The organism is Microbacterium hibisci, assembly GCF_015278255.1.
GTDB classification, from domain to species: Bacteria; Actinomycetota; Actinomycetes; order Actinomycetales; family Microbacteriaceae; genus Microbacterium; species Microbacterium hibisci.
In genome coordinates this window covers 1-15478 of the sequence record NZ_JADIJC010000001.1, presented here as the reverse complement: position 1 = coordinate 15478, position 15478 = coordinate 1, and the positions used below count along the sequence as shown (strand labels likewise).

Annotated in this window: 15 protein-coding genes and 1 rRNA gene; all 16 read right to left on the bottom strand. The window is 71.7% G+C overall.

Annotated features, from left to right (window positions below; genetic code table 11):
- Position 1 precedes the first annotated feature (1 nt).
- Positions 2-730: a (d)CMP kinase gene (cmk, locus tag IM770_RS00080; RefSeq protein WP_203579127.1), complete on the bottom strand. Its 729-nt coding sequence runs from the start codon at positions 728-730 to the stop codon at positions 2-4.
- Positions 723-1865 carry a prephenate dehydrogenase gene (locus tag IM770_RS00075; RefSeq protein WP_372430619.1) on the bottom strand — a complete coding sequence of 381 codons (1143 nt, stop codon included), beginning with the start codon at positions 1863-1865 and terminating at the stop codon, positions 723-725. Before IM770_RS00075 ends, cmk begins: the two co-directional genes overlap by 8 nt.
- Positions 1866-1898: 33 nt before the next feature.
- Positions 1899-2729, bottom strand: a complete 831-nt coding sequence (locus IM770_RS00070) for a pseudouridine synthase (RefSeq protein WP_203579126.1) — start codon at positions 2727-2729, stop codon at positions 1899-1901.
- A gap of 103 nt (positions 2730-2832) precedes the next feature.
- Entirely contained in the window at positions 2833-3435 is a 603-nt protein-coding gene (scpB, locus tag IM770_RS00065; protein WP_203579125.1) for an SMC-Scp complex subunit ScpB, read from the bottom strand.
- Complete coding sequence (locus IM770_RS00060) at positions 3425-4321, bottom strand: segregation and condensation protein A (RefSeq protein WP_372430618.1); 897 nt, start codon at positions 4319-4321, stop codon at positions 3425-3427. The genes scpB and IM770_RS00060 overlap by 11 nt, the downstream gene beginning before the upstream one ends.
- A complete protein-coding gene (locus tag IM770_RS00055) occupies positions 4305-5195 on the bottom strand; it encodes a ParA family protein (RefSeq protein WP_203579124.1) in 891 nt (296 codons plus the stop codon). Before IM770_RS00055 ends, IM770_RS00060 begins: the two co-directional genes overlap by 17 nt.
- A gap of 81 nt (positions 5196-5276) precedes the next feature.
- Entirely contained in the window at positions 5277-6227 is a 951-nt protein-coding gene (xerD, locus tag IM770_RS00050) for a site-specific tyrosine recombinase XerD (protein ID WP_203579123.1), read from the bottom strand.
- Between the two features lie 55 nt (positions 6228-6282).
- Positions 6283-6900, bottom strand: a complete 618-nt coding sequence (locus tag IM770_RS00045; RefSeq protein WP_203579122.1) for an NUDIX domain-containing protein — start codon at positions 6898-6900, stop codon at positions 6283-6285.
- Between the two features lie 16 nt (positions 6901-6916).
- On the bottom strand, positions 6917-8629 hold the full coding sequence (pyrG, locus tag IM770_RS00040) for a CTP synthase (protein ID WP_203579823.1): 1713 nt from the start codon (positions 8627-8629) through the stop codon (positions 6917-6919).
- Positions 8630-8646: 17 nt separating this feature from the next.
- Positions 8647-10338, bottom strand: coding sequence for a DNA repair protein RecN (gene recN / locus IM770_RS00035; protein ID WP_203579121.1), 1692 nt, complete (start codon positions 10336-10338; stop codon positions 8647-8649).
- The gene (locus IM770_RS00030; protein ID WP_203579120.1) at positions 10335-11390 is read right to left on the bottom strand and encodes an NAD kinase; all 1056 of its coding nucleotides are present in this window, start codon (positions 11388-11390) and stop codon (positions 10335-10337) included. Before IM770_RS00030 ends, recN begins: the two co-directional genes overlap by 4 nt.
- Complete coding sequence (locus tag IM770_RS00025; RefSeq protein WP_203579119.1) at positions 11387-12187, bottom strand: TlyA family RNA methyltransferase; 801 nt, start codon at positions 12185-12187, stop codon at positions 11387-11389. The genes IM770_RS00030 and IM770_RS00025 overlap by 4 nt, the downstream gene beginning before the upstream one ends.
- A complete protein-coding gene (locus IM770_RS00020) occupies positions 12184-12342 on the bottom strand; it encodes a hypothetical protein (RefSeq protein WP_203579118.1) in 159 nt (52 codons plus the stop codon). The genes IM770_RS00025 and IM770_RS00020 overlap by 4 nt, the downstream gene beginning before the upstream one ends.
- Positions 12343-12393: 51 nt before the next feature.
- Positions 12394-13431, bottom strand: coding sequence for an HAD-IIA family hydrolase (locus tag IM770_RS00015; RefSeq protein ID WP_203579117.1), 1038 nt, complete (start codon positions 13429-13431; stop codon positions 12394-12396).
- Complete coding sequence (locus IM770_RS17775) at positions 13431-15308, bottom strand: primosomal protein (RefSeq protein ID WP_239065585.1); 1878 nt, start codon at positions 15306-15308, stop codon at positions 13431-13433. Before IM770_RS17775 ends, IM770_RS00015 begins: the two co-directional genes overlap by 1 nt.
- 94 nt (positions 15309-15402) lie before the next feature.
- Positions 15403-15478, bottom strand: a 5S ribosomal RNA gene (gene rrf / locus IM770_RS00005); the annotation flags it as partial.

Here is a 15478-nt window from a genome sequence, read left to right as displayed (position 1 = left end):
CTCAGGCTCCTGTCTGCAGAGAGTCGACCGCCGGCGCACCGAGCGCCGTCTGGATCACGCCGAGCACGGCGTCCACGGTCTGGTCGAAATCGAGGTGGGTCGAGTCGACGACCTCGACGCCGGGGGCGGCGGTGAGGAAGTCGACGACGGCCGAGTCGGAGGCGTCGCGCTGGTGGAGGGCGGCGGCGACGGCCGCGGCATCCTGCGTCGTCACCTCCGCGCTGCGGCGGGCCGCGCGGATCTCCGGCGCGGCGGTGAGCAGGATGCGCACCGGGGCGTCCGGCGCGACGACGGTCGTGATGTCGCGGCCCTCGACCACGACGCCGCGCCGGCCCGAGCCTGCCACGAGCGCGCGGAACAGCACGTTGACCGACTCGCGGACGGCGGGCACGCGGGCGACGCCGCTCACGGCCTCCGACACGCGCGGCTCGCGGATGGCGTCGGTCACGTCGGTCTGCGCCACACGCACCCAGTACGCGTCGGGATCGAGCGAGATCGCGTAGTCGAAATCGCCCGAGACGTCGAGAACGGATGCCGCGTCCGACGTGTCGATGCCGCGCTCCAGCGCGTGCCACGCGAGCGCGCGGTACGCCGCGCCGGTGTCAAGATAGCCGTAGCCGAGCCGGCGGGCGACCTGCTTCGAGACGCTGGACTTGCCGCTGCCGGCAGGACCGTCGATCGCGACGACGACGGGGTCGGATCCCGGCTTGGTGATCGCGGGGTCAGTCATTGGTGGTGCTCGCAATCTTCCAGCCGCGCGATTCGAGGCCGTCGATGGCCCGGCGGACGGCGCTCGGGACGACGCTGATCTCGGCGAGGCCGAACTGGGCGCCGGGCGAGTGCTCCAGGCGCAGGTCTTCCACGTTCACGTCGAGGTCGCCGAGCTCGCCGAACAGACGCCCGAGCTGGCCGGGCGTGTCGTCGACCATCACGACGACCTGCTCGAAGCGACGGTTCTGGCCGTGCTTGCCCGGCAGTCGCTCGACCCCGTCGTTGCCGCGGCGGATGGTGTCGGCCACCGCGCGGCGCGCGCCCGGGGCGTCGGGGTCGCGGAGGGCATCAGCGACAGCGGTGAGGTCGGCCGCGATCCGATCGAGGACGTCCACGACCGGGGCGGCGTTGGCGCCCAGGATCTGGACCCACAGCTCGGGGGCGGACGCTGCGATCCGCGTCGTGTCGCGCACCCCCTGGCCGGCGAGCCGCAGCGAGCCGTCGGGTGCGTCGACGAAGCGACCGGCCAGCAGGCTGGCGACGAGCTGCGGCACGTGCGAGACGAGCGCGACGCCGCGGTCATGGTCTTCGGGGGTCATCTCGATCGGCGTCGCGCCCACGTCGAGGGCGAGCGCCTCCACGATCGCGAGGTCGGCCGAGGGCGTCTCCTCGTCGCGGCAGACCACCCAGGGGCGGCCCACGAAGATGTCCGCGCGCGCAGAGATGGCTCCCCCGCGCTCGCGGCCGGCGAGCGGGTGCGAGCCGATGTAGTGGGTGAGGTCCACGCCTCGCTCGCGGAGCACGCGGAGCGGCTCGAGCTTGACGCTCGCGACATCGGTCACCACGGCGCCCGGGTGGGCGGCGAGCTCGCGCTGGATCACGTCGGCGGTGACGTCCGGCGGCACGGCGACGACGACGAGCGAGGGTTCGTCCTCGGGCGTGGCGCGGCGCCCCGCCCCGTAGTCGACCGCGAGCCGCAGCTGCGACGGCGAGGTGTCGTCGAGGGCGACATCGATGCCGCGAGCGGTGAGCGCATGTCCGATGCTCGCGCCGAGCAGCCCGGCGCCGACGATGCGCACCGTGCCGCGCACGCGGGGCGCGAGCGCAGGCTCGGCGGCGCGGTCGCGCGCGGAAGGCGGCCTCGTGTCGGTCACTTGCGTCTCCTGTTCGCCTGCACGGCGGAAATCTCAGTCCGCGGGCGGATCGCCGTCGCGGGTGTCGGGTGCGCCCTCCTCCGGCGTGGAGGAGGTCGCCTGGCGCGAGAGAGTCAGCAGAGCGCCCCGCTCCACTTTAGTCAACTCGCGGGCGCGTCCCGCTGGCAGCGTTCCCAGGTGGAGCGGTCCGAACTGCCGGCGGACGAGTTCGACGACGGGATGCCCCACCTCGGCCATCATCCGGCGCACGATGCGGTTGCGCCCGGAGTGGAGGGTCAGCTCCACGAGCGAGCCGCCGCCTTCGGCCGACGACGAGAGCAGCCGCGCCTTGTCGGCGGCGATGGGACCGTCCTCCAGCTCGACGCCGCGCGTCAGCCGCTGGATGGTCTGGGGTGTCACGCGGCCCTCGACCTTGGCGATGTACACCTTGGTCACGCCGAACGAGGGGTGCGCGAGCACATGCGCGAGTTCGCCGTCGTTGGTGAGCACGAGCAGACCGCTGGTCTCGGCATCCAGCCGTCCGACGTTGTACAGCCGCTCCGGCCACTCCTTCGTGAAGCGGCGGAGGTCGGGGCGACCCCGGTCGTCCTTCATCGAGCTCACCACACCCGTCGGCTTGTTCAGCATGACGTAGCGCTTGGACTGATCCAGCTGCACCGCGGTGCCGTCGACGTCGACGAGGTCCTTCTCCGGGTCGATGCGCGAGCCGAGCTCGGTCACGACCTTGCCGTTCACCCGCACCCGACCCTCGACGATGAGGTTCTCGGCGACGCGCCGCGAAGCCACTCCGGCATTCGCCAGCACCTTCTGCAGGCGCACACCCTCGGCCTCTGGGCCTGACGCGGTCGTATCGTGCGACGTCATCGTGTCCCACTTTCGGTCGTTCTGGCGGCCGGGTACGACCGGAATCGGGACATGGAGGGGAGAGATCGGGACATGGATGCCGGGAATCGAGCGGAGATGGATCTCATCGGGCGACCTCCTCGAAGCCGTCCGCGCCCGACACCTCATCCACCCCGTCGAGCAGCGGCGAGATGTGCGGCAGCTCGTCCAGCGAGTTGATCCCCAGGTGCACGAGCAGCGCGTCGGTGGTGCCGTAGTTGATCGCGCCGGTCTCGGCATCCGCGAACAGCTCCGTGATGAGTCCGCGCGCGAGGAGGGTGCGCACCACCGAGTCGACGTTCACGGCGCGGATCGACGCGACCTGGCTGCGGGTGACGGGCTGCTTGTACGCGATGACCGCGAGCGTCTCGAGCGCGGCCTGCGACAGCCGCGACGGCGCCTGCCCGCCCACGAACTCGCTCACGAGATCGTCGAGCTCCTCGCGCACGTAGAGGCGCCAGCCGCCGCCGACCTCCCGCAGCTCGAAGCCGCGCACCGGCCCGCCCGCGCGGCCGTCGTAGTCGTCGACGAGCGCCTCGACGGCCTGACGCACCGCGGGCACCGGCGCACCGACCGCCGCCGCGAGGCTCACCAGACTCTGCGGCTCCTCGACGATCAGCAGGATCGCCTCGAGCCGCCGCGCGACGTCGGCGGTGGAGACGGCGGGCACATCCGGGTCATCGGTCATAGTCGGCTCCCAAAGTGGCGAGGTTCTCGTCGCTCCAGCGCTGGGCGCTCCAGCGGAGGGTCAGCTCGCCCAGCGGCTCGAGCTGTTCGAAAGACAGGGCGGCGTGGCGGTACAGCTCCAGCACCGAGAGGAAGCGCGCCACGACGACGCCCGGCTGCGACACGCCCGCGATCAGCTCGCGGAAGCTCAGCGACCCGGCGTCCCGCAGCAGCGTCACCACGATCGCCGCCTGCTCGCGGATGCTGACGAGCGGCGCGTGCAGGTGGTCCAGACCCACCCGCGGAATCTCCTTCGGCGTCATCGCCAGCAGCGCCAGGGCGGCGAAGTCGTCGGCGCTCAGCGACCAGACGAGCTCCGGCACCGCGTTGCGGTATCTCTCGTCGAGGCGCACCGAACGGGTGTGCCGCACGCCCTCGCGGCGCAGGCAGCGCTCGAACCACGCCGAGACCTCCTTGAACGCGCGGTACTGCAGCAGGCGCGCGAAGAGCAGGTCGCGCGCCTCGAGCAGGGCGACCGCCTCCGCGTCGACGAGCTCGCCCTGCGGGAGGAGTCCGGCGACCTTCATGTCGAGCAGGGTCGCGGCGACGACGAGGAACTCGGATGCCTCGTCGAGCTCCTCGTCCGGACCGAGCTCGCGGAGGTACGCGATGAACTCGTTGGTGACGAGCGACAGCGACACCTCGGTGATGTCGAGCTCATGCTTCGAGATGAGGGTGAGCAGCAGATCGAAGGGTCCGTCGAAGTTCGACAGGGCCACCCGGAAGCCGGGTGCGGGAGCCTCCGCAGAGGTCGCTTCCGACCCTGCGGTCGCCGAGCCATCCCCCGCGGTGGCCGGGTCCTCCCCCGCGGTCGCTGAGCCTGCCGAAGCGTCAGGCCACGGCGCCACGGGCGACCAGCTCCCGCGCCAGTCGCAGGTACGCCTGCGCGGCGGCGTGCTCGGGCGCGAACTCGGTGATCGGCATGCCCGACACCGAGGCATCCGGGAACTTGACGGTGCGGCCGATCACGGTCTCGAGCACGTCGTCGCCGAAGGCGTCGACCACGCGCTCCAGCACCTCGCGCGAGTGCAGCGTGCGCGCGTCGTACATCGTGGCCAGCACGCCGTCGAGCGCGATGGTGGGGTTCAGGCGATCGCGCACCTTGTCGATCGTCTCGATCAGCATCGCGACACCGCGGAGGGCGAAGAACTCGCACTCCAGCGGGATGACCACGCCGTGGCTCGCCGTCAGCGCGTTGACCGTCAGCAGGCCGAGCGAGGGCTGGCAGTCGATGAGGATCACGTCGTAGTCGCCGGTGACCTTGCGCAGCACGCGCGACAGGGTCTGCTCGCGGGCGACCTCGTTGACGAGGTGCACCTCGGCGGCCGACAGGTCGATGTTCGCCGGGATCACATCGAGGTTCGGCACCCGCGTCGCGACGATGACCTCGCGGGGGTCGCGCTTGCCGTCCAGGAGCAGGTCGTAGATCGTGGGGATCTCGTGCGTCTGGATGCCGAGACCGGCCGACAGCGCGCCCTGCGGGTCGAAGTCGACCGCGAGCACCTTGCGGCCGTAGCCGGCGAGCGCTGCGGCGAGGTTGATCGTGGTCGTCGTCTTGCCGACGCCGCCCTTCTGATTGCAGAGGGCGATGATGCGGGCGGGGCCGTGGCCGTCGAGCTTCGGCGGAGTCGGAAAGCCCTGGTAAGGACGCCCGGTGGGCCCGATGGGGACCTCGGACTCCGAGGCCTTCCCCGATCTGGTCTTCGCCGTGCTGTCAGCCACCGTGCTCCCGCTTCCTCGTGCTCGCTCGATCCTAGTGGGCGGGAGGCGATTCCTTCAGCGAAGCGCCGGGCGGTCCGCGGTTCAGCGCGCGCGAGGATGAGAAGTGGCGTAGACGTCGCGCAGCGCGTCGACCGAGACGTAGGTGTAGATCTGCGTCGTGGCGACCGACGCGTGCCCGAGCAGCTCCTGCACCACGCGCACGTCGGCGCCGCCTTGCAGAAGGTGGGTGGCGAACGAGTGGCGCAGCGTGTGGGGCGACACGTGGGCCGTGAGGTGGGCGCGTTCGGCCGCCGACTGGATGATGAGCCACGCGCTCTGCCGCGACAGCGGCGCCCCGCGCGCCCCGAGGAACAGCTTCGGGGTGGAGCGACCGCGGTGCGACAGCTCGGGCCGTGCCCGCGTGAGGTAGACGTCGACCGCGGCGCGCGCGTACGAGCCGACGGGCACGATGCGCTCCTTCGATCCCTTGCCCCGCACGCGCAGCACGTCGCCGTGCGAGGCGTCGTCGACGTCGAGCTGCACGATCTCCGACACGCGCGCGCCTGTCGCGTACAGCAGCTCGAGCAGCGCGCGATCGCGCATCCCGAGAAGGTCGCCGGGTGCCGCCCCGGGCGCGCTCGACGTCTCGGTGCCGACCGACGGCGCCGGGCCCGAGGCATCCAGCAGCTGCTCCACCTGGTCGATCGTGAGCGCCTTCGGCAGCCGGCGCGGCTGCTTCGGCGGGCGCAGGTGCGACGACGGATCGGCCGGCTCGATCCCCTCCCGCGCGAGGAAGCGGTGAAGACCTCGCACCGACGACTGCAGGCGGGCCAGCGACGACGCCGCCATGGGCGGCTGCGCGGCGGCGCGGTCGGCGACGAAGCTGGCGAGGGTCACCGACGTGACCATCGCCGTGTCGTCGATCTGCTGCTCACGCAGCCACTCGGCGTACCCCGCGAGGTCACGGCGGTAGGCCGCCACGGTGTTCTCCGACAGACCGCGCTCGATCGCCACGTGACGCAGGTAGGCGTCCACCGCGCGATCGACTCTCACCCCAGGAGCGTCTCACGTCCGGACCGGCACGCGGGCGAATCCGGCCGCGCGCGCCTCACACCGACGCGGGAGTACGGGCGGCTCGCAGTCGCTCCGCCGCCGCCAGGACGCCGGTCGTCAGGATGCCGTTACGCAGCCGGCCCGCGAAGATGCCGGCGACGGCGTCGGCCAGCGGCAGCCACTCCACGCGGATGTCGGCCTCCTCGTCCTCGCGGGCATGGACCTCGCCGGCCGGGCTGAGCCCGCGGGCGAGGAACAGGTGGACGATCTCGTCGTTGCCGCCCGGAGTGGTGAAGATGCTGACCAGCGGCTCCCACGACGAAGCGACGAGATCGACCTCTTCGGCCAGCTCGCGGCGGGCCGTCTCGATCGGCGCCTCGCCGGCGACGTCGAGCAGCCCGGCCGGGATCTCCCAGTCGCGATGGCGGATCGGATGCCGGTACTGCTGGATCAGCAGCACCCGCTCGTCGTCGTCCACGGCGACCACCGCGGCCGCGCCCGGGTGATCGACGTACTGGCGCACGATGCGCCCGCTCCCGTAGGCGACGGTGTCGCTGCGGACGTCCCACACGCGGCCCTCGTACACGAGCTCGCTCTCGAGGACCTCCGCCTCGACGCGCTCGTCCTGGAGGAGCTCGACCGAGGGCGCTTCGGGCGCGCCGGACTGCGGCATCCGTCCCTCCGTCACGTCAGGCGACCGTCAGCTCGTCGGACTCGACTTCGAACAGCTCGCTCGAGCGGTGACGCTCGAGCGCGGCGCCCACGAGGCCGCGGAACAGCGGATTCGCGTTGGTCGGGCGCGAGCGCAGCTCGGGGTGCGCCTGCGTCGCGATGTAGTAGGGGTGCACGTCGCGCGGCAGCTCCACGTACTCGACGAGGTCGAGGTCGGGGTTGATGCCCGAGAACAGCAGGCCGGCCTCGGCGATCCGGTCGCGGTAGCGGTTGTTGACCTCGTAACGGTGGCGGTGACGCTCGGACGCGCGGGCCGCGCCGTACACCTCGGCCGCGATCGATCCTTCGGCGAGGTCGGCCGGGTAGAGGCCGAGGCGCATCGTGCCGCCCAGGTCGCCGTGGTCGAGGATGTCGACCTGCTCCTCCATCGTCGCGATGACGGGGTGCTCGGTGTCGGGGTCGAACTCGCTCGACGACGCATCGGCGATCCCGGCGACGTGACGCGCGTACTCGATGACGATGCACTGCAGGCCGAGGCAGATGCCGAGCGTCGGGATGCCCTGCTCGCGCGCGAACTTGAGCGCACCGATCTTGCCCTCGATGCCGCGGATGCCGAAGCCGCCGGGGATCACGATGCCGTCGAGCGGACCGAGCGCCTTGGCCGCCCCCTCGGGCGTCTCGCACTCGTCGGAGGGGATCCAGCGGATGTTGACGTGGGTCTCCTGTGCGAACCCGCCCGCCTTGAGCGCCTCGGTCACCGACAGGTAGGCGTCGGGGAGGTCGATGTACTTGCCGACGAGGCCGATCGTGACCTCGTGCTTCGGGTTGTGCACCGCGTTGAGCACGCGCTGCCAGCGCGACCAGTCGACGTCGGCGGCCTTCGACAGCCCCAGCGCGCGGACGATGTACTCGTCGAGGCCCTGCTCGTTGAGCATCGAGGGGATGTCGTAGATGCTCGGCACGTCGACCGCGTTCACGACGGCGCCCTCGTCGACGTCGCACATCAGCGCGATCTTGCGCTTGTTCGACTCGGTGACCGGGCGGTCGCTGCGCAGCACGAGCGCATCGGGCTGGATGCCGATCTGGCGCAGCGCCTGCACGGAATGCTGCGTGGGCTTGGTCTTCTGCTCCCCCGACGCGCCCATGAACGGCACGAGCGAGACGTGCACGAAGAAGACGTTGTTACGGCCGAGCTCGTGGCGGATCTGGCGTGCCGACTCGATGAAGGGCTGCGACTCGATGTCGCCCACCGTGCCGCCGATCTCGGTGATGATGACGTCGGGACGCGGCTCCTCGGTCGCCTGCAGACGCATGCGGCGCTTGATCTCGTCGGTGATGTGCGGAATCACCTGGACGGTGTCGCCGAGGTACTCGCCGCGGCGCTCCTTGGCGATCACCTGCGAGTAGATCTGCCCCGTCGTGACGTTCGCGGCCTGGCTCAGCTCGATGTCGAGGAAGCGCTCGTAGTGGCCGATGTCGAGGTCGGTCTCGGCGCCGTCGTCGGTGACGAAGACCTCACCGTGCTGGAAGGGGTTCATCGTGCCCGGATCGACGTTGAGATACGGGTCGAGCTTCTGCATCACGACGCGCAGACCACGTGCGGTGAGCAGGTTTCCGAGGCTGGCCGCCGTGAGTCCCTTGCCCAACGAGGAAACGACACCACCGGTCACGAAGATGTGCTTGGTGGTGTCGTTCGAAGTGTCGCCGCGGGAAGAATCAGAAGTCTGCATCACGGGCTTTTATCCTATCAGGCGGTCTCGGTGCGAAGGCTGAGCAACTCACGTGCGTGCGTGAGCGCCGCGTCGGAATCGGGCATTCCCGAGAGCAGACGCGCCATCTCCGCTTCGCGGTCGGTGCCCTCGAGGCGGCGGACGTCGGATGCCGTCACCGAGCCGTCGTTCGCCTTCACGACCGTGAGGTGGTTGGCCGCGAACGCCGCCACCTGCGCGAGGTGGGTGACCGCGATCACCTGCGACGACTCCGACAGCCGGGCGAGCCGCCGCCCGACCTCGATCGCCGCGGCGCCGCCGATCCCGGCGTCGACCTCGTCGAAGACGAAGGTCGGCACGGGGTCGACCCCGGCGATCACGACCTCGATGGCGAGCATGACGCGGCTGAGCTCTCCCCCGCTCGCACCGCGAGACACGGCGCGCGGTTCGGCTCCCGGGTGGGGCGCGAGCAGGATCGCGACGTCGTCGCGGCCCGACGCGGATTCGCTGCCCGGCGTGACCGCGACCTCCAGACGGGCATCGGGCATCGCGAGCGCGCGCAGCTCGGCCGTCACCGCGGCGCCCAGCCGCTCGGCGGCCTCGGATCGCGCGGCGGTCAGCACGGCCGCGGTGTCGTCGAGAACGGATGCCGCGGCATCCCGCTCCTCTGTCAGCCGGTCGATGCGATCCGAGTCGTCGTCGAGTTCGGCCAGGCGCGACGAGCCGGTGTCGAGCAGCTCGATCGCCGCGTCGAGCGTGCCGTGCGCCCGGACGAGGCCCGCGAGCACCGCCCGGCGCTCCTCGACGGCGGCGAGCTCGTGCGGGCCGGACTCGTCGAGGTCGGCGAGATAGCCCGCGAGGGCAGCGGCGACGTCGGCCACGCGATAGCCGATGTCGGCCAGCTGGCCCGACAGCTCTTCGAGCACCGGGTCGTGCACGCGTTCGAGAGCGCGTCGGGCCTCGGCGAGCAGCGAGCCGGCATCGGGCGCATCGCCGTCGCCCGACAGGCTGTCGTGGGCGGTGGCGGCGGCCAGCCGCAGTTCCTCGGCGTTGGCGAGTCTCTCGGCGCGCGCAGTGAGCTCGGCATCCTCGCCGGACTGCGGCGCGGCCTGCTCGATGTCGGCGAGCTGAGTGCGCAGATCCTCGGCCTCGCGGGCACGCGCCTCGCGATCCGACGTGAGCTGCGAGAGCTCGCGGTCCACCGCACGCCAGTGCTCGTACGCCCGGCGATACGCGTCGCGAGCGGTGTGGACCGCTTCGCCGCCGAAGCGATCGAGCGCGTCGCGCTGCGCGGCCGCCGACCTCAGGCGCAGCTGATCCGATTGCCCGTGCACGACCACGAGCTCGTCGGCGAGGTCGGCGAGCACGCCGGCCGGAGCGGAACGGCCGCCCACCGATGCCCGGCCACGCCCTTCGCTCGAGATCGAGCGTCCGATGTACAGCTCTGCCCGGCCGCCGCCGATCGGCTCGACGTCAGCGCCCGCCTCGCGCACGCGGGACGCGACGCGTCCGTCCTCGGGGACGATCCACACACCGTCCACGGTCGCCTGCGAGGCGCCGGCGCGGACGGCGCCGGAATCGGCGCGCTGCCCGAGGAGGAGTCCGAGCCCGGTCACCACCATCGTCTTTCCGGCGCCGGTCTCGCCCGTGATCGCGGTGAATCCGGGCCCGATCGGCAGCGTCGCCTCGGCGATGACGCCGAGGTCGCGCAGTCGCATCTCCTCGATCACGGCGCCACCTCGGTCTCGACGGCCGGGGTGTCGGCCGACGCGGCGGACGCGGCATCCGTCCCCTCCGGACGCACGGGGAGCACGCCCGTGATCGCCGCGGGACCACGCCACCCCTCGACGGGAAGGCGGAACTTGCGCACGAGCCGATCGGTGAACGGCGCCGGGTGCAGCCGGGCCAGGCGCACCGGGCGGTCGGATCGCCGCACGACGACGCGCGCCCCCGGGGGCAGGTCGTGCGAGCGCCGACCGTCGCACCACAGGATGCCGGTGCCGTTGGTGCGCTCGAGCACCTCGATGGCCACGGAGTGCTCGGGGCCGACGACGAGCGGCTTGGCGAACAGCGCGTGAGCCGACAGCGGGACGACGGCGATCGCCTCCACGGTCGGCCAGATCACCGGACCGCCGGCCGAGAAGTTGTAGGCGGTCGACCCGGTCGGCGTCGAGACGACCATGCCGTCGCAGCCGAACGTCGACAGCGGGCGGCCGTCGATCTCGATGACGACCTCGAGCATGCGCTCGCGACTGGCCTTCTCGACCGTCGCCTCGTTGAGGGCCCACGTCTCGTAGATCACCGAGTCGCCGGTGTCTTTCACGCGCACGTGGAGCGCCATGCGCTCCTCGACCTCGTACTCGCGGGCGATCACGCGGCGAACGGCCTCGTCCATGTCGTCGCGCTCCGTCTCGGCGAGGAAGCCGACGTGCCCCATGTTGATGCCGAGGATGGGGGCGCTGCCGTCGCGGACCAGTTCGGCGGCGCGCAGGATCGTGCCGTCGCCCCCGAGGACCACCGCGAGCTCGACCTGGGCCACCGGGACGTCGATGCCGAGAAGCGCCACGCCGCCGAGGGACGAGCCCGCCTCGACCAGCTCCTCGCGGTCGTCGGGGGCGAGCACCGGACGCGCGCCGGCGCTGCGCAGCGCCTCGACGACGCGCTCGGCCGCGGCGACGGTGTCGGCCCGGTGCGCATGGGCGACCACGAGGATGCTGCGGTCTGCCGGCGCGGCGGCGTGCGGATGGTGCGCTGCGTCGGCCTGCGTGTCGGCGTCGTTCATCGGCTCCCCGCCAGTCGGTTCACGGTGCTCAACCATTCTGTCGGATTGCTCCCCCGCCCCGGCGCGAGGTGTGCGATGTACTCGGAATTGCCGTGGGTGCCGGCGATCGGGGAGGAGACGATGCCGCACGTGCCGAGCCCCGCGTCCCACGCCGACCAGAGCACTCCGGCCACGGCGTCCGCGCGCAGCACGGGATTGGTGACCAGCCCGCCCTTGACGGCCGTGCGGCCCACTTCGAACTGGGGCTTGATGAGCAGGACGAGGTCTGCGTCGGCCGCGGCGACCGCCCGCGCGGCGTGCAGCACGTGCGCGAGCGAGATGAACGACAGATCCCCGGTGACGACCGACGGCGGCTCCGCGACTCCGCTGGCCTCCGCCAGCGATGCGGGCGTCATGTAGCGGACGTTGAAGCCTTCGATCGAGATCACCGCCGGGTCGCGGGCGACGGATGCCGCGAGCTGCCCGTGACCGACATCCACGGCGATCACCGGCTCGGCGCCGCGTTCGCGCAGCACCTGGGTGAAGCCGCCGGTGGAGGCCCCCATGTCGAGCGCGACCCGCCCGCTGACCTCGATGCCGAACGCGTCCAGGCCGGCGATCAGCTTGTGCGCCGCGCGGCTGACGTAGTGATCGGTCGTGGCGACCTCGATGACGGCGTCGTCGCCCACCGGGGTCGACGCCTTGACGACCGGCCGGCCGTCGACGCTCACCAGCCCGTCGGCGATCAGCGTCGCAGCGTGCGTGCGGGAGCGTGCCAGACCCCGCGCAGCGAGAGCGGCGTCGAGGCGGCTCGTCATGACGGGGCGCCGGGGGTCGCCTCGAGGCGACGGGCGAGCGTGTCGTGGAGCGTGTCGTACGCCTCGGCGCGCGTGGCCAGCGGCTGCGCCTCGATCACCTCGAGGGTCGACAGCAGATCGCCGGTGTCGTCCTCGTGCTCGCTGGCGTCATCCATGCTCCCCAGGATACGGGGGCGCTGCGACAGACCCGCGGTGCGCCGCGGCGGTCAGGGACGGTGGAAGGGATCGGCGTAGAGCCGCTCGGGCACCCGGAAGCCGAAGATCGCACGCCCGGTCGACCAGATCGCGGCCGCGCCGGCGCGCACCAGGTCGATCGGCCGGTCCCCCTCGCTGAGGATCCGGATGTCGGCGCCGTCGATCGCGACCTTCGCGCCGCGGACGGTCGCAACCTCGCCCTTCACGTGCACCTCGGGGTACGGCTCGTGCAGCTCCCGCAGGTCGCCGAGGATGTACGTCGGCCGCGAGCCCTCCGGCGCCGCCAGCACGTGCTTCGGGCGATCGATGCCGGTGAGGACGAGCGCGGAGGCGATGCCGGCACGGTTCGCGCCGAGGATGTCGGTGTCGAGGCGATCACCGAGGAACAGCGGATGCCGTGCACCGAACCGCGCGACCGCCTCCTCGAAGATCGGCGTCTCGGGCTTGCCGGCGACCGTGGCCAGCCGCCCGATCGCGGTGTGCACGGCGGAGACGAGCGTGCCGTTGCCGGGCGCGATGCCGCGCGACTGCGGAATCGTCCAGTCGGTGTTGGTCGCGATCCAGGGGATGCCGCCCTCCTCCTCAGGTGTCGCCAGCGCGAAGGCGGCCTCGGCCAGCTGCGTCCAGCCCACCTCCGGCGCGAAGCCCTGCACGACGGCGGCGGGAGAGTCGTCGGCGCTGCGGGTCACCACGAACCCGGCCTTCTCGACTTCCACGACGAGGCCGTCGCCGCCGACCACCAGGACCGTCGATCCGGGCGCGATCCTATCCGCGAGCAGACGCATCGCCGCCTGAGGACTCGTGACCACGTCACGTGCGGTGGTGTGCAGACCGAGCTCGGCGAGGTGTGCCGCGACCGAGGCATCCGTCCGCGAGGCGTTGTTGGTGATGTACGCGAGCGCGCGCCCGTCGCGGGCACGATTCAGGCTCTCCACCGCGTGCGGAAGGGCGCCCGCTCCGGCGTACACCACGCCGTCGAGGTCGGCGAGCACCACATCGACGCCGTCGAGCGGGGCGGGCGTCGCCGCCCGCCGGCTGAAGAGGGCCATCAGCGCTGGGCCTCGTCGGCGTGCTCGTCGGTGGCGGGCTGGTCGGTGGCCGGCTGGTCGGTGGCGGGCCGGTCGGTGGCGGGCTCGTCGACGCCGGCCTCGATCAGGATGTCGGCGACCTCGTCTTCGACGGAGTAGGGCTCGGCGTCAGTGGGCTGCGCGTCGGGCTCGGCAGCGCTGTCACCGACCTCTGCGGAAGGCCCGGTCGGGTCGGCGCTGTCGAGCTCGTCGTCCTCGAGCGCCTCGCCGATCTCGTCCTCGTCGTCGCTCTCCTCGAGGATCTCCTCGACGAAGACCGTCTCGAGATCGCCGATTCCGGATGCCGCGTCGATGGCTTCGCCGGCGACCACCGCGCGGTGGCGCCACTGCGCCGCCTCGTCGCCGCGGCCGAGCTCTTCGAGCACGGCAGCACGCGCAGCGAACAGCGCGGGGCTCCATTCGAAGGCGCGATCGGGGTCGAGCTCGGGGATGTCGAGTTCCTGCAGGGCGCGCTCGGTCTCGCCGAGATCGAGCCGGGCGCCCGACATCGCGATCGCGAGTTCGACCCTCACCGGGGTGTCCAGCGTGGAGCGGTCGATCGAACGACCGAGTTCCAGCGCGCGGTCGGCGCGGCCGACACCACGCTCGCTGTCGACCATGAGGGCGATCTGGTCGTCACGACCTGAGATGCGGCGGTAGGTGCGCAGTTCGCGCAGGGCGAGCGCGAAGTCGCCCGTCGCGTAGGCCGTGATCGCGAGGGTCTCGCGCACGACCGCGATCCGACCGGCCCGGCGTGACGCCGACAGCGCGTGCTGATGCGCCAGTTCCGGGTCCTCGTCGATCAGCTGCGATGCCATCGCGAGGTGGCGCGCAACCTGGTCGGCGTTCTCCTTGCTGAGAGTCTTGAGCTCGTTCCGTGCCGCGGGCGGCAGATCGCGGGCGGTGACATCCTCGGGGATGACCGGGTCGTCGTGGCGCGCCCGGACCGGACGGATCTCGCCCTCGCGGACGGCGCGGTCGGGCCGGTCGGCGCCGCCTCGAGTCGGACGCGGCGCGCGGTCGTCACGCTTCGCGTACGGCTTGCGGTCGTTGTCGCGCTGGCCGTACGGCTTCCGATCGTTGTCACGCTGCCCGTAGGGACGGTCGCCGTCGCGCTTCGCGTACGGCTTGCGGTCGTCGTCGCGCCTCGCGTACGGCTTGCGGTCGCCGTCGCGCCTCGCGTACGGCTTGCGGTCGCCGTCGCGCGGCGGATACGGCTTGCGGTCGCCGTCGCGCGGCGGATACGGGCGGTCACCGTCGCGCTTCGCATAGGGCTTGCGATCGTTGTCACGCTGCGCATAAGGAAGGTCGCCATCCCGCTTGGCGTAGGGACGGTCACCGTCGCGCTTCGCGTACGGCTTACGGTCACCGTCGCGCGGCGGATACGGGCGGTCGCCGTCGCGCTTCGCGTAGGGCTTGCGGTCGCTGTCACGCTGGCCGTACGGCTTGCGATCGTCGTCACGCTTGGCGTACGGACGGTCGCCGTCACGCTTGGCGTACGGCTTGCGATCGTCGTCGCGCTTGGCGTACGGCTTGCGATCGTCGTCGCGCTTGGCGTACGGCTTGCGATCGTCGTCACGCTTGCCGTACGGACGGTCCCCGTCACGCTTGCCGTACGGCTTCCGATCGTTGTCACGCTGACCGTACGGCTTGCGGTCGTCGTCGCGCTTCGCGTACGGCTTGCGGTCGTTGTCGCGCTGACCATACGGCTTGCGGGTGTCGTCACGCTTCTCGTGCGGCTTGCGCGTGTCGTCGCGCTTCGCGTAGGGCTTACGGTCGGCGCCGGCCGACGAGGGCTTCCGGTCGCTGGATCGTTCGCGCGGCGCGCGTCGATCGTCGCGCGGCTGCTGCTCTGCCATTCTTCGATCCTCCTGGATGCGGTCTACGTCGGCAATCCACCCTGTTAACGCGGAATGGCCACCCAGGGTGTGGGTGGCCATTCCGTGAATGGGTGTCCGGCGGTGTCCTACTCTCCCACAGGGTCCCCCCTGCAGTACCATCGGCGCTGAGAGGCTTAGCTTCCGGGTTC